The organism is Microbacterium plantarum (assembly GCF_035231185.1).
Taxonomy (GTDB): Bacteria; Actinomycetota; Actinomycetes; order Actinomycetales; family Microbacteriaceae; genus Microbacterium; species Microbacterium plantarum.
In genome coordinates this window covers 1,087,326-1,100,486 of the sequence record NZ_CP141117.1, presented here as the reverse complement: position 1 = coordinate 1,100,486, position 13,161 = coordinate 1,087,326, and the positions used below count along the sequence as shown (strand labels likewise).

General features: G+C 68.8%; 12 protein-coding genes and 1 pseudogene. 4 read left to right on the top strand and 9 right to left on the bottom strand.

Translation table 11 applies throughout. The features are described from left to right. Nucleotides 1-286: 286 nt before the first annotated feature. Nucleotides 287-490 carry a cold-shock protein gene (locus VC184_RS05220; protein WP_023951622.1) on the top strand — a complete coding sequence of 68 codons (204 nt, stop codon included), beginning with the start codon at nt 287-289 and terminating at the stop codon, nt 488-490. A gap of 52 nt (nt 491-542) precedes the next feature. Here the strand turns inward: VC184_RS05220 and VC184_RS05215 are convergent, their stop codons facing one another. From VC184_RS05215 to VC184_RS05200, 4 genes are all read right to left on the bottom strand, one after another. Beyond that, nucleotides 543-1,847 carry a heparan-alpha-glucosaminide N-acetyltransferase domain-containing protein gene (locus VC184_RS05215; RefSeq protein WP_323987478.1) on the bottom strand — a complete coding sequence of 435 codons (1,305 nt, stop codon included), beginning with the start codon at nt 1,845-1,847 and terminating at the stop codon, nt 543-545. 123 nt (nt 1,848-1,970) lie between these two features. Beyond that, nucleotides 1,971-3,446 (bottom strand): sensor histidine kinase, encoded by a 1,476-nt coding sequence (locus tag VC184_RS05210; RefSeq protein WP_323987477.1) that lies wholly within the window; start codon nt 3,444-3,446, stop codon nt 1,971-1,973. Next, a complete protein-coding gene (locus tag VC184_RS05205; RefSeq protein WP_323987476.1) occupies nt 3,443-4,180 on the bottom strand; it encodes a response regulator transcription factor in 738 nt (245 codons plus the stop codon). Before VC184_RS05205 ends, VC184_RS05210 begins: the two co-directional genes overlap by 4 nt. A 55-nt stretch (nt 4,181-4,235) precedes the next feature. Continuing rightward, nucleotides 4,236-4,646 (bottom strand): ribonuclease inhibitor, encoded by a 411-nt coding sequence (locus VC184_RS05200; RefSeq protein ID WP_323987474.1) that lies wholly within the window; start codon nt 4,644-4,646, stop codon nt 4,236-4,238. Between VC184_RS05200 and VC184_RS05195 the strand changes: the two are divergent. From VC184_RS05195 to VC184_RS05185, 3 genes and pseudogenes are all read left to right on the top strand, one after another. Continuing rightward, nucleotides 4,647-5,705: pseudogene (locus VC184_RS05195) on the top strand (carbohydrate binding domain-containing protein); the annotation flags it as partial. Further along, the gene (locus VC184_RS16350) at nt 5,639-6,319 is read left to right on the top strand and encodes an Ig-like domain-containing protein (RefSeq protein WP_407667138.1); all 681 of its coding nucleotides are present in this window, start codon (nt 5,639-5,641) and stop codon (nt 6,317-6,319) included. The pseudogene VC184_RS05195 and the gene VC184_RS16350, both read left to right, overlap by 67 nt. 90 nt (nt 6,320-6,409) lie before the next feature. Continuing rightward, complete coding sequence (locus VC184_RS05185; protein ID WP_323987471.1) at nt 6,410-7,486, top strand: LacI family DNA-binding transcriptional regulator; 1,077 nt, start codon at nt 6,410-6,412, stop codon at nt 7,484-7,486. Nucleotides 7,487-7,534: 48 nt separating this feature from the next. Here VC184_RS05185 and VC184_RS05180 read toward each other — a convergent pair whose 3' ends face one another. From VC184_RS05180 to VC184_RS05160, 5 genes are read right to left on the bottom strand one after another with little or no spacing between them, the layout of a single operon-like run. Further along, the gene (locus VC184_RS05180) at nt 7,535-8,104 is read right to left on the bottom strand and encodes a hypothetical protein (protein ID WP_323987470.1); all 570 of its coding nucleotides are present in this window, start codon (nt 8,102-8,104) and stop codon (nt 7,535-7,537) included. A 48-nt stretch (nt 8,105-8,152) separates the two neighbouring features. Further along, nucleotides 8,153-9,805, bottom strand: a complete 1,653-nt coding sequence (locus tag VC184_RS05175; protein ID WP_323987468.1) for a glycoside hydrolase family 53 protein — start codon at nt 9,803-9,805, stop codon at nt 8,153-8,155. Continuing rightward, nucleotides 9,802-10,974, bottom strand: coding sequence for a glycoside hydrolase family 53 protein (locus VC184_RS05170; protein WP_323987467.1), 1,173 nt, complete (start codon nt 10,972-10,974; stop codon nt 9,802-9,804). Before VC184_RS05170 ends, VC184_RS05175 begins: the two co-directional genes overlap by 4 nt. After that, a complete protein-coding gene (locus VC184_RS05165; protein WP_274177603.1) occupies nt 10,971-11,804 on the bottom strand; it encodes a sugar ABC transporter permease in 834 nt (277 codons plus the stop codon). Before VC184_RS05165 ends, VC184_RS05170 begins: the two co-directional genes overlap by 4 nt. Continuing rightward, nucleotides 11,797-13,143, bottom strand: coding sequence for a carbohydrate ABC transporter permease (locus VC184_RS05160; protein ID WP_323987466.1), 1,347 nt, complete (start codon nt 13,141-13,143; stop codon nt 11,797-11,799). The genes VC184_RS05165 and VC184_RS05160 overlap by 8 nt, the downstream gene beginning before the upstream one ends. Nucleotides 13,144-13,161 lie beyond the last annotated feature (18 nt).

The following is a 13,161-nucleotide window of genomic DNA, read 5'->3' as shown; positions in this document are numbered from 1 at the left end:
TTGCACGACGCGTCGCCCCACAAGCGTCCGAAATCGCGTAGCATTCGAGAGTCGGTGCGTCACGGCGCGCCTCTCCGTCGGTTCACTCCGACGTGCACTTCGTTTCATTCCGCCGTCGATCTCATGCACCCGGGCCGTGCTCTCGGCCCCGCGACCGCACCTATCTGGACAGGTCGCCCACACCGGCGAGTGTCTGCTCGCCCCCACACACTCCGCGGCGGCCCCGCCGCAGCGGTATCCGGATCATCACAGCGGTGGTCCCAGAACACAGAAGGAAAATGACGACATGGCCACTGGCACCGTCAAATGGTTCAACTCGGAGAAGGGGTTCGGCTTCATCGCTCCGGACGACGGCACCGCGGACGTGTTCGCGCACTTCAGCGCCATCGCCGGCACTGGACACCGCAACCTGTTCGAGAACCAGAAGGTTGAGTTCGACGTGGAGCAGGGCCAGAAGGGCCTGCAGGCGACGAACATCCGCGCTCTCTGAGCGTTCGACGCAGTGAAGGGGCCGGTCCGAAAGGGCCGGCCCCTTCCGCGTGCTAGCGGGCGCCGCTGCCCGCGGGCAGATCGACACGGCGCGCGACGTTCGCGGTGACGGACTCGAGTGGTCCCCGGCCACGGCTGAGCGCCCACATCGTGCATCCGACGAGAAGCACCACGACGCATCCGATCCAGAACAATCCGCTGACGGCGGGATCGCCATCCCACGACGCGAGATCGGGGGCGAGCCCAAGCGGGGAGATCAGGACCGCGAACGAAACGACGTGGGCTGTGTAGGCCGTCAGCGGCATGGAGCCGACTGCCGCGACAGGCACGAGCAGCGCGCGGAGCGGACGCGCGAGGAGCAGGCAGGCGCCGACGACGGCGAGCGCGAAGCCGCCGGACCCGATGATCTCCCACGTCCCTCCCGAGTGCGGCGCCACGCCCCACGCCTGAGACAGCGCGGCTCCCAGATCGACCTCGCTCAACCGTTCCAGATAGCCGCGCCCGTCGGGACCCATCGACGAGGGCGATCCCGGCACCAGCGAGGACGCTCCCGATGATGACAGCGCGGATTCCGACGACGAGACGCTCCCCCACCCCGAGAGCCACCCGCGGACCGTTCCGTTGAACGCGTCGCCCAGGCCGTAGCCGAAGGCGGCGAGCCCGACTCCCGCGCCGAACAGCACCGCCGCGGTCCGCGGTCGGTCGAGTCGCATCCGCCCGAGCGCCATCCCGGCGAGAACCAGGGGCAGCCACACGGTCAGCGGATACGAGCCGCTGATGAGGAAGTCGACCGCGGTGCCGCCGATGCCCTGCGGGATGCCGGCGCCCGAGAGCGTCACCGCACGCAGAAGCGCGACGACGGTCGGCCCCGCGACGGCGATCGCGGCCGCGGTGAGCGCGAGGGTACGGCGACGGAGTCCCAGGAACGGGATGAGGATCAGGAAGAGGATGCCGTAGATGGGCAGAATGACGGCGATCCCGCTCCCGAGCATCTCCAGCGCCAGCCCGAGGGCGAGAACGACGAGCGCACGGCCGGCCATACGCAGACGTGCGGACCGCAGTGCCTCTCCCCGGGGGAGCTGCTCACGCGCGGTCGCAAGCGCGACGGAAATGCCCGCGACGACGGCGAAGAGGATGGACGACCGCCCCTGGACGATCGCGGCGAGGTCGGGCCCGTCGGGCCCCGCGACCATCCACGAGATCCCGACGTGCGCGCCGATCATGCCGAAGATCGCGAGGCCCCGGGCGACATCGACGCCCATGAGCCGGGGCGGGCGGCCGAAGTCGCGCCACCGGTCGCGTACGGAACGGCGGGCTGACTCAGCGGGTCGAACGATCGAGGTGGACGGCAGGGACACGACAGGATCTCCTCGGCGATGGGCCGGACGACGACACGGGCGCGTGCGGCACGTGCCGCGCACCCGGTCGACGGTAGGTCTCGGCCCTGTGCGCGGATTAAGCGCGCGGGTGGCATCCGCCGGTCAGGCGGCGTCCGACGGGATGCGGATCCCGAAGCGCGTACCCGTGCTCGAGCTGGCCACCGACACGTCGTAGCCCGAGGCTGTCGCCAGCGCCTGCACGATCGCGAGCCCGAGTCCGACCGTCGTCCGCTCGCGCGTCTGCGTTCGGCTGCCTGCCTGGGTGAAGCGATCGAAGATGGTCGGTAGTGCCTCGGGATCGATTCCCGGCCCGTCGTCCTGGACGACCAGTTCGACGGAAGTCGCCGTCGTCTCGAGAGAGACGGTCACACTGGTTCCGTCCGGAGTGTGGTGCCCCGCATTGGCGACGAGGTTCAGCAGCATCTGACGGATCGCCCCCTCGTCCCCGACCACGGAGACATCTTCGTCCGGCAAGGCGATGCGCCAGATGTGCCCGGGATATGCGAACCGCGCGTCGGATGCGGTCTCCGCGACGATCATCGACAGCTCGACGTCATCGTGCGCGACCACCGGGTCGGCGTCGAGACGCGCGAGCAACAGCAGGTCGTCGATCAGCGTGCTCATCCGCGACGCCTCCGACCCGATGCGCTGAAGCGCGCCCTGCGTCTCGAGGGGGTCGGCGTCGGCATCGGGATGGGCGTAGAAGTCGGCGTAGCCGCGGATGGAGGCGAGGGGGTTGCGCAGCTCGTGGCTCGCCTCGGCGATGAAGCGACGCATCGATTCCTCGGCGCGGTGACGCGCGTTGAGCGAGAGCTCGACGTGGTCGAGCAGGCGATTGAGCGCGTCCGCGACGCGGTCCGTCTCCGACCCCAGATGCCGCACGTCACGGGGAACGCGGCGCTGCGGGGCGATCTCGCCGGATGAGAGCGGGGTGGCCGCCACTTCGTCGGCGATCTCGGCGACCCGTTCGAGGGGGTCGAGCTGCTGCCGGGTCCACCGCCAGCCGAACACCGCAGCGAATGCGGCGATCGCGATTCCGACGACCGCAAGCCAGAGGGCATAGGTGCGAACGACCGTGTCGGTGTCGGTGAGGCCCACACCGCTGACGACGGTGAACTCCTGCCCGTCTGCCGCCGCGACCTCGGAGGCCGTCACGAGGTACCCGCCGTCGTCGGCCACGTCGATCGTCGTGGTGAACCCGCTTTCTGCCATCCCGTCCCGAACGTGCGTGAGCTCGCGCTCGGTCATCGGGCGGTAGGTGTAGTCACGGGTGAAGAAGGCCGAGACCGCGACGCGGTCGCCCTCGACGACGAAGAAGAACCCGTCGGAGGGAACCGCCAGTGACACGTCGTCGAACGTCGGAACGCTTCCGGTCGCATCCACGGCCGAGAGAGTCTGCCCGATGGCGGTGTCGTTCGCCAGGTACAGCGTCGACTCAGCCTGGGTGACGAGATTCTGCCGGAGGATGGCTACGGAGACGACGCCGAAGACGGTGACGGCCGCGAGAAGCAGGCCCGACATCATCGCGACCGAGCGGCCGCGCAGGGTGCGCAGGCCTCCCGGTCGCGCCGACCTCACGACGATGCCGGCACCGTTGGTGCCGCGCGGAGGATGTAGCCGACCCGCCGCAGCGTGTGGATCATCGGCTCACGCCCGTGATCGATCTTCTTGCGCAGATACGAGATGTAGATCTCCACGATGTTCGACTCCCGTCCGAAGTCATACTCCCAGACACGATCGAGGATCTGCTCCTTGCTGAGGACGCGATCGGCGTTGAGCATCAGGAAACGCAGCAGCGAGAACTCCGTGGCGGTGAGCCGGATCTGCTCCCCCGCGCGCGTGACCTCGTGGTTGTCTTCGTTCAGTCGAAGGTCGCCGACCTCGAGCATCGGGGTCGGTGCACCCTGCATGAGCATGGGGCTGCGTCGCAGCAGCCCGCGCAGACGCACCACCACCTCTTCGACGCTGAACGGCTTGGCGACGTAGTCATCGCCGCCGGCGGCGATGCCGGTGATGCGATTGGCCACCGTGCCGTTGGCGGTGAGGAAGAGAACCATGGTCTCGCTCAGCTCGCTGCGGAGCGTGCGCAGCACCTCGACCCCGTCGATGTCGGGCAGCACGACATCGAGGACCATGAGATGCGGCCTCATGCGACGCGCGGTCTCGATCGCGCTCGCGCCGGTCGCAGCGACCTCCACCTGCCAGCCCTGCCGTGACAGCACCGCCCCGAGCAGATGGCGGAGGTTCGGCTCGTCATCGACGACGAGCACGCGGATCGCGGGATCGGACAGCGGAGACGACGAGAGCGACATGGCTTCATGGTCCCGCGTGAGAATATGCGCCCGTTAAGAAAACCTGAGACGAGTCTCAGGCGAGCACGAGGTTGACCTCGGGGTGGCCGGCGAACACGTCAAGCACCAGGTCGAAGTAGGTCTTCCCCGCGCCCCGGTCCAGTTCGTCGAGCGCCGCGCGCGCGGGCCGTGCCGCGTAGATGTCGGGGCGCTCGAGCTTTGCGGCGAGGTAGGCCCGGGTGAGCGGGATGCCCAGCGCCTGTCGCGAGATCGCCGAATCCGCCCACACGACGCGAGCGGACGAAGCGTGCGCGAGGACGCCGAACCCGCCGTAGAGCAGATCGTCGAGGGCGTCCAGGCTCTCCCCGAGAGTCCACTCCTCGTCGGGCATGAAGACACGGTTCAGCTCCGCGTAGAGCGACGGGATGTCGCGGACGCGCGCGCCCTCGATCCGCAGGTCGACGGCGGCGGACGGCGGGCGATTCACATGCCGAGGTTAGCCGCCGCGACGATGACGAGCGCGCGCGGCACCGCCGAGAGACAGCGTCGCAGGAGACGCGTGACGTTCGTGATCACGACGGGGATGCTCGTTGGAGCCACGATGACCGCCGCCCCGCTGGTCGCTGCAGCGGCCCTGGCAGAACTGATCCGGAACGGGGACTTCTCGACGGGTCACGAACCCTGGTGGTCGGTCGGTGTCGACGGCTTCGACACCGCAACCGGCGCCTTCTGCGCCGGCGTGCCCGACACCGAGAACCCCTGGGATGTGCTCATCGGCCAGAGCGACCTCGCGCTGGCCGATGGGGCCACCTACACGCTGACGGCGAGAGTTCGCGCCGATGCGCCCGGCACGCTCATCACTCAGGTGGCGCTGAAGGTCCCGGATACCGCCTACACGACGTACCTCGCCGAGAGCACGCCACTCGCCGACACCTGGCAGCAGATCAGCGCGGAGTTCACGGCACACGACCTGGGCCAGGGCACCGTGTCCGAGCTGCAGTTCCGCCTCGGCGCGAACGGCGCCACGCGATTCTGCGTCGATGACGTGAGCCTCGTCGCCCGCGACGCCGCGACTCCCCCGGTCACCCCGATCGGCGACGACGAGCTGCTCGCGAACCCGACACTGGACGAGAGCACGAACCCGTGGTGGACGAGCGGCCCCGTGGCGCTGTCGAACCCCGCCCAGCGGATGTGTGCGACGGTGACCGAGCGATCTGTCGAACTCGGCACCGAACCCCAGTCGTACGACCTGCCGTTCACCACGTCGCCGGCCGGCGACTATCACCTCGGGCAGGTGCAGTTCCGCCTCGGCGCGGTCGCAGCCGACACGGAGGTCTGTTTCGACGAGATCTCCCTCCAGGGAACCGCCTACTCCTACACCGCCGACCCCGGACCGGCCGTCAAGGTCAACCAGGTCGGGTATCTGACCCGGGGCCCCAAGCGCGCGACCGTCGTGTCTGATGCCAGCTCACCGTTGCCGTGGACCCTCGAAGCGCCGGACGGTACTGCCCTCGCCACGGGCGAGTCTCAGCCGGCAGGCTTCGACGCCTCCGCAGGGGCTTCCGTTCACACGATCGACTTCAGCGACGTCACCGAGGAAGCGGTCGATGTGAGGCTCCGCGTCGGCACGGACGTCAGCCATCCCTTCACGATCTCCGCCGATGTCTTCCGATCGCTGCGCGCGGATTCGATGCGGTTCTTCTACACGCCGGTGGCAGCATCGCTGTGCACCCGCTCGCCAACGACGTCGCCGGCGATGCCGACATCCCGCTCGATGCGGCGTCGCTCGCCCTCCTCGACGCGGCCGGCGCGCCGACCACCTCCGTCGTCACCGACGGACAGGGTCGATACGAGCTGAACGGGGACGTCGTGTCGTTCATCGCGGATGCCGGGTTCGAGGGAACGGCGGCCCCGGTGAGGTACCGGGTGGCGGATGCGCGTGGCACCGAGGTGACCGCGACCATCACGGCCACGGTGACGGCACAAGCCGGTGAACAGCCCGACGAGCCGGGCTCGGCGGGCTCGGCCTCTGCGGGCGCGGCGCGCAGCGTCCTCGCGAGCTCGGGCATGGACCCGCTGCCACTGTGGATGCTGGTCGGCGCGGGCGCGGCGCTGATGGCGGCCGGCGTCTCGTTGCTGCGTCGGCGACGGCTCGGCTGAGTTCGGGCGGGCCGCTCGGGACACGCTTCCGAGCGGCCCCCGTCGTCCGTGTTAGCTTTCGAGAACCGCGACCAACAGCCGGAACGAGATATGACCGACACTCCCTCCACCCGAAGGGCACCCCGGGTGACGCTGCGGGAGGTCGCGGAGCGTGCGGGCGTCTCGCGCTCGGCCGTCTCGTTCGTGATGAACGGTCGCACCGACCAGCGCCTGTCCGACGACGTGTTCGAACGCGTCCGTCGCGCCGCGGACGAGCTCGGCTACCGCCCCAACATCACCGCGCAGACCCTGCGCACCGGCCGCTCCGGCACGGTCGCGCTGGTCTCCGACTTCGTCAGCAGCACCTCGTTCGCCAACTCGATGGTCCGCGGTGCGATGCAGGAGCTACGCGAGCGCGACACCCTCCTGTTCACCGTCGACACGCAGGGCGATGCGGAACTCGAGGAGCAGCTGCTCCAAAGCCTCCTGGGCCGCGACATCGACGGTGTGATCTACGCGTCGATGTTCACGCGGACCATCGCGCTTCCGCGGGCACTCGAAGGCGTCCCGACGGTCCTGTTGAATTGCGTGACGGCAGACGGGTCGATCGACGCGGTCGTGCCCGACGAGCTCGCGGCAGGGCGTGACGCCGCGCGGATGCTGCTCGATCACGGTCACCGTGACGACATCTGGTTCGTCGGAGCGCTGCCGGCAGGCTCGAGAGGCGGGGCCGCCTGGCCGGAGTGGGACCCCATCGCTCTGGCCGAGCGTCGCGCGGGCATCGACGCGGTGCTCGCCGCGGCGGGAACGAGCCTCGCCGGCGTCACCGCAATCGACGACGACTGGGACGTCGCGAACGGGCGCCGGGCGGTGTCGCGGATGCTCGCGGAGCCCCGGGTCAGGCCGACCGCGCTCGTGTGCGCAAACGACGCGCTCGCCGTCGGCGCCTATCAGGCGCTCCATCATGCCGGGCTCGGTGTCCCCACCGACGTGTCGGTGATCGGCTTCGACGGCAGCCCCTACGCCCGCGCCGTCGAGCCCGAGCTCACGTCGATCGCGCTCCCGCACATCGAACTCGGGCGGCGAGCGGCGGCGACGCTCGCTGCCCCCGGCGATTCGCCGCGCCTCGAACGCGTGCCGATGCCGATCCGAGCGGGCGGGTCGGTCGGGGTCGCACCCTCCCGGTAGCGGCTCAGCGCCCTAGCGCAGCGGCAGGGCAAGCGGGGCGCCGTCGCGTCAGCGGAAGCCGCCCGGCGCGAAGAGGTCGGGGCGTTCGGCCTTCAGATGTGCCAGGAGCTGTCCGTAGCCCGTCATGGCCGAGGTCGCCGTGAAGGCCGTCCGCCGGCCGCGCTTCGCGAGAACCCCGCTGTGACGATGAGCCACGTGCGGGCGCAGCCGGGTGATGTCCGCCAGCTCGACCCGGATCGGCGGCATGAAGCCCCGCGAGACGAAGACCACCTGCGGGGCGACCTCGAGCCGCATCCGACTCATCCCGTGCGCCAGCCACAGGAGCGCCGCGCCGATGAACAGAGCGCCCAGCCCGACGATCCGCCTTGCGGGCGAGTCATCCGGACGGGTGAGCGGACCGACGAGATTGATGACGCCGATGATCGCCATCATGCAACCCCCGACGCGCACCATGATCCGCCGCCAGCGCTGCGTCGATACGACGAAGAGCACCGTGGCGCGTTCTTGACGCCACGCCGCAGCGACGTCGGACGATCGCGCCAGTACGGCGCTCGCGCCCGCGATCGCCAGCATGACGACAGCGACCGCGAAGCCGACCACGGAGAACAGAGCGTCCATGGGCGACGGGCCTCTCGTCGGGATCGGGCGACCCTCGACGGTATCGCATCAGCCGATCCGCTCGACGCGGACGTCGTCGATATTGAGCCAGTTACCGCCGGCAGCCTCGGCGTAGAACCCGAACTCGAGAGTTCCGTTCGAGACCGGCACCTCCAGAGACACCCGCTTCCAGTCGTTCGGACTCACCGGCAGCGCTGCCTGGCGCTCCGGCACGCCGGAGTTCTTCGCGTACAGATAGGCGGAGGTCTGGCCGCCGCTGTTGAGCGTCCACGCGGAGACCCGGTAGAGCCCCGACGGCAGCCCGCCGAGCGCCTGATAGGCCGACGCGGTGTAGGGCGTCGACTTCCAGAACGTGAGCTTGAGCGCACCGACGACCGCCGGGTCCTGAGTGAAGACCGCGTTGGCGTGGGCGCCTCCCGGCGACCACACACCCCAGCCGGTCGGATCGTTCGTGTAACCGTCCTGCTCGAAGCCGCCGTTGACGACGAGGTTCGGCGGCGGCGCCTCCCCGAACACGTCGAGTGTCGTCAGGGCCGCGCCGCTCCAGTCGAACAGCGTCTGGTTGTCCCAGGGGTTGGAGAGGACACCCGGGTCATCGTTGTCGATCTTTCCCGCCTCGGTCCCCCAGTTCGCGCCCGGGACGGGAAGCCAGCCAGGCTCCCACCAGATGAGTCCGCGCCCGCGCCCGTCAGGCACAGCACGGACGATGTCACGGAGGTCTCGCAGAAACGCCGTCTGGCCCGCGACGGTCGCCGGATACCCACCGGTCGCCGCCTCGGCGGTGTAGAACGAGTTGCCGAGGCCGTCGGCGTCGCCGAGAGTCCACCCGTAAGCGGTCTCGACGATGAGGACGTCCTTGCCGTATCGCGCACTGATGTCGTTGAGATTGGCCGCGAGCTGGCCCATGGTCCCGTGCCAGAACGGGTAATACGACAACCCGATGATGTCGAACGGAACACCCTGAGCCGTGATCGCGTCGAACCACCAGCGATAGAGGGCGTTGTCGCCGCCGTGGTCCAGGTGCAGGACGATCTCGATGTCCTCCCCCGTTCGAAGCGCCGCGTCGACCCCCGCGATCCCTGCTTTCAGCAAGCCAGCCAGCTGAGTGAAGTCCGAGACGCCGTTGCCGACCCGACCGTGATCCCAGAGGATGCCGCCGGGTATCTCGTTGCCCATCTGCACCATGTCGGGCAGCACCCCGGCCGTCCGCATGGCGTCGATGACGTCCTCGGTGTACGCGCGGACGGTCGACACCAGCTGCGGATAGGACAGCCCGCGCCACGCCTTCGGCACGGTCTGCGTTCCCGGGTCGGCCCACCAGTCGCTGAGGTGGAAGTCGAGCAGGACGTCCATCCCCGCGGCCTTCGCGCGCTGCGCCGTCGCGATGGTCGTCGCGAGGTCGTTGGTGCCACCGCCGTATGGTTCGCCGGCAGCCGTGTAGGGGTCGACCCACAGACGGAGCCGAGCGAGGTTCATGCCGGCATCGCCCATGATGTCGATCGGATCGCCCACGACTCCGCCCCGGGAGAACGTCCCGCCACGCGTTTCGACCTCGTGGATCATCCCGAGGTCACCGCCCATCACGAAGTCGTCCGGATCGAAAGCCGCGCTCGCGGTGGTCGCCGGAAGGAACGCCGCGACCAGGACGGCTGCGGCCGCGGTGGCAAGCGCCGTCGCTCGCCGCCGTGCTCGGTTCGTCATCTGTGTTCCTCTCTCGTGACTGTGGGCCGACCGGAGGTCGCCCCGAGTGCGCTCAGTGACGCGAGAACGCGCCCCCGCTCATCGAACAGCGTCTGGTTCGCCCAGCCGTTGCCGGGCTCGGCCACGTCGTTTCCGTAGTCCATCCCCGCCGCCGACGCCCAGGAGGTTCCGGGCACGGGCAACCAGGCGGGCTCCCAGTACACGATCCCGAGTCCCCGACCACCGGGCACTCCCCGCACGACCCCCGCGAGGTCGTCGAGATACCCGGCCTGACCCTCGACGGAGGCCGGGTAGATCGCCGCAGGCGAGCTCGCGTCGAACATCGAGGTCCCGCCGGGGTTGTCGGGCCGGTACGCGTACGCCGTCTCGACGACGATGACGTCCTTCTCGTAACGCTCGACGAGCTGGTGGAGGTTGTCGCGCAGGTCGTCCAGCGACCCGTGCCACAGCGGGTAGTACGACAGTCCGACGGCATCGAAGTCGACGCCTCTCATGGTGATCTCGTCGAACCACCGGCGATAGAGATCGGCAGCACCTCCGGCGTCGAGGTGAAGGACGATGCGCGAACGGGAATCGGCCGCGCGCACCGCACTCGACCCCGCCTGCAGCAGTCGGGCGAGACGGTCGTACTGCTCGGACGCCTCATCCGGCGACACCTCCTCGAAGGCACGGCTCTCGAGGTCGTACCGCGGCGTGCGGCCGTGCGGCCACAGCATCCCGTTCGTCGTCTCGTTGCCGACCTGCACCCATTCCGGGCTGCCCGCGCTCGACTGCACGGCGGTGATGACCTCCGCCGTGTGCGCGGCGACGGCATCGCAGACACCGTCGAGGTCGAGGCCCTCCCAAGATCTCGGCAGCGACTGCTTCTTCGGATCGGCCCAGAAGTCGCTGTAGTGCAGGTCGATCATCAGGTCGAGTCCGGCTGCCCGCGCGCGCTCGGCCAAGCGCAGCGTCGTCGCGAGGTCGTTCGTGCCGCCTTGGTACGGCCGTCCTGCGCTGTCGGTCGGGTCGACCCAGACCCGCAGGCGCGCGAGGTTCACGCCGTGGTCGGCCAGGATGCGAAAGAGGTCCCTCGTGCCCGCGGCATCCGAGAAGCTGCCGCCCAGCGCCTCGACCTCCGCGGTCATCGACACGTCGGCCCCGCGAATCGGTAGTGATGTCGTCGTCATTCCTTCTCTCCTCCTTGCGCTAGCCCCGCGACCAGGTATCGCTGGAGCACCATGTAGAGCACCGTGATCGGCACCGCGACGAGGATGGCCCCCGCCGCGAACGTCGTGAAGTCGTTCCGCGTCTGGTCGGAGATCAGCTGGAACAGCCCGATCGCGACGGTGTAGTTCTGCGGGCTGCTGATCAGAAGACGCGGGAGGATGAAGTCCATCCACGGCACCGCGAATTGGGTGACCGCGACGAAGGTCAGCATCGGCGTCATCAACGGCAGCAGAATGCGCGTGAAGATCTGCAGATGCGAGGCCCCGTCGATCACGGCCGCCTCGTCGAGGCTGGTGGAGATGCCGTCGAGGTATCCCTTGAGCAACCAGATGTTGTACGGCACCGCTGCCGCCACGCTCGCGATCACGAGACCGGTGAGACTGTCGAGCAGGCCGAAGTTCAGATAGAGGATGTAGATCGCGATCGCGGTCATGAACGTCGGGAAGATCTGGATCACCAGCATCACGAGCAGTCCCAGGCGCCGCCCCGCGAAGCGCAGCCGAGCGAACACATAGGCGGCGATCGCCGACAGCAGCACGCTGATCACCATGTTCGACACCGCGACGAAGAGCGAGTTGCCGTACCAGGTGGCGAACGGCGTCTCAGCGAACAGCCTGATGTAATTGGCGAGAGTCGGATCGGCCGGGATGGCCGACGCCTGCGCGAGTGAGCGCCCCGAGCCGAAGGAAGAACCGACGATCCAGGCCAGCGGGTAGAGGACGATGATCGCGACGATCAGCAGCTCGACATGGATCAGGACGGTGAGAAATCGGTTCCGAGTTCTATGCATCGGTGAACGCCTTCGAACGACGCAGGCTCCAGATCGAGAAGCTGCCGACGATGACGAAGATCAGGATCGACATCACCGAGGCGATGTCGTACAGACCGTTGTCGAGCGTGAGCTTGTAGAGCCAGGTGATGAGGATGTCGGTACCACCGGCGTACCGGTAGTCGGGATTCGCAGGGCCACCTTGGGTGAGGAAGTAGATGACCCCGAAGTTGTTGAAGTTCGCCACGAACGACAGGACGATCAACGGTGCCGTGGCTCGCAGGACGATGGGCAGCGTGAGGTAGCGCACCTGTTGCACCGCCGACGCGCCATCGATGCGCGCGGCCTCGTAGTAGCTCGGCGAGATGTTCGTCAGGGCACCGCTGATGAGAGCCATGAAGTAGGGGAAGCCCAGCCACAGGTTCACCAGAAGCGCGATGAGCCGCGCGAGCCAGGGGTTCGCCGGATCGGTCAACCACATCACCCGCTCGGGCGTGATGCCGAGGTCGACGAGCGCCTGACTGATGGGCCCGAACTGACCGTTGAACATCGAGCGGAAGACGAGAGCCGAGATCATGGCGGGCACCGCCCACGGCAGGAAGAAGATGCTCCGCCACAGGCGCGGCAGGCGTACGCGCCTGCTGGAGACGAAGACGGCCTGCAGAAAACCGAGCGCGTACGTCGTGGTTGTCGCCAGCGCCGCCCACAGCACCGTCCATCCGAGCACGCCGAAGAACGTCGCGCCCCAGGCGCCGGCTCCCAGCAGCTGCCGGAAGTTGGCGAGGCCGACCCAGTCGACCAGCTGCATCGGCGGCAGGTTGTCGCTGCTGTAGTCGGTGAATGCGATGAGGATGCCGAAGACCACCGGCAGGGCGGTGACGAACAACAGCAGGATCAGGGTGGGTGCGAGCACGAGGTAGGGGAACGCCGTCTGCCGAGCGGCGCGCACCCACTCCCCGGCGGTCAGCCGCTCTCCGCTCGTGATGAGTCGGCGCCGCGTCCGTGCTGCGTCGCGCACGGCTGAGACGGTGGTCGCCGCCATGAGCCCGAGGACGAGGACCGCGATGATGCCGTTGATCATGAGGACGATCGAGTGGTCGCCCGGCGACAGCCCCGCGACCGTCATCGTGCGCGGTTGCGTGCCGAGGGTGACGAGACCCCACAGACCGCGGACGAAGAACCCGCCGTGGGTGCGCGGCGTGTAACCCGAGAGGTCGGCGTAGTGGCCGGTGAGCAGCTCAGCGATCACCGCACCGGCGCCGACGACAGCGAGTGCCAGACCCTTGCCCCACTCCCGGTTGAGGAACTGCCCGAGACCGGGCACCAGCGCGGAGGCGAGCCCGAGCGTCCAGGGCGCCACGGGGTCCGCTCCGCGTCG

Bases quoted from the DNA above. Each gene is read 5' to 3' on its own strand.
- VC184_RS05220 (WP_023951622.1), top strand. From the start codon at position 287: ATGGCCACTGGCACCGTCAAATGGTTCAACTCGGAGAAGGGGTTCGGC.
- VC184_RS05205 (WP_323987476.1), bottom strand. From the start codon at position 4,180: ATGTCGCTCTCGTCGTCTCCGCTGTCCGATCCCGCGATCCGCGTGCTC.
- VC184_RS05185 (WP_323987471.1), top strand. From the start codon at position 6,410: ATGACCGACACTCCCTCCACCCGAAGGGCACCCCGGGTGACGCTGCGG.
- VC184_RS05180 (WP_323987470.1), bottom strand. From the start codon at position 8,104: ATGGACGCTCTGTTCTCCGTGGTCGGCTTCGCGGTCGCTGTCGTCATG.
- VC184_RS05175 (WP_323987468.1), bottom strand. From the start codon at position 9,805: ATGACGAACCGAGCACGGCGGCGAGCGACGGCGCTTGCCACCGCGGCC.
- VC184_RS05170 (WP_323987467.1), bottom strand. From the start codon at position 10,974: ATGACGACGACATCACTACCGATTCGCGGGGCCGACGTGTCGATGACC.
- VC184_RS05165 (WP_274177603.1), bottom strand. From the start codon at position 11,804: ATGCATAGAACTCGGAACCGATTTCTCACCGTCCTGATCCATGTCGAG.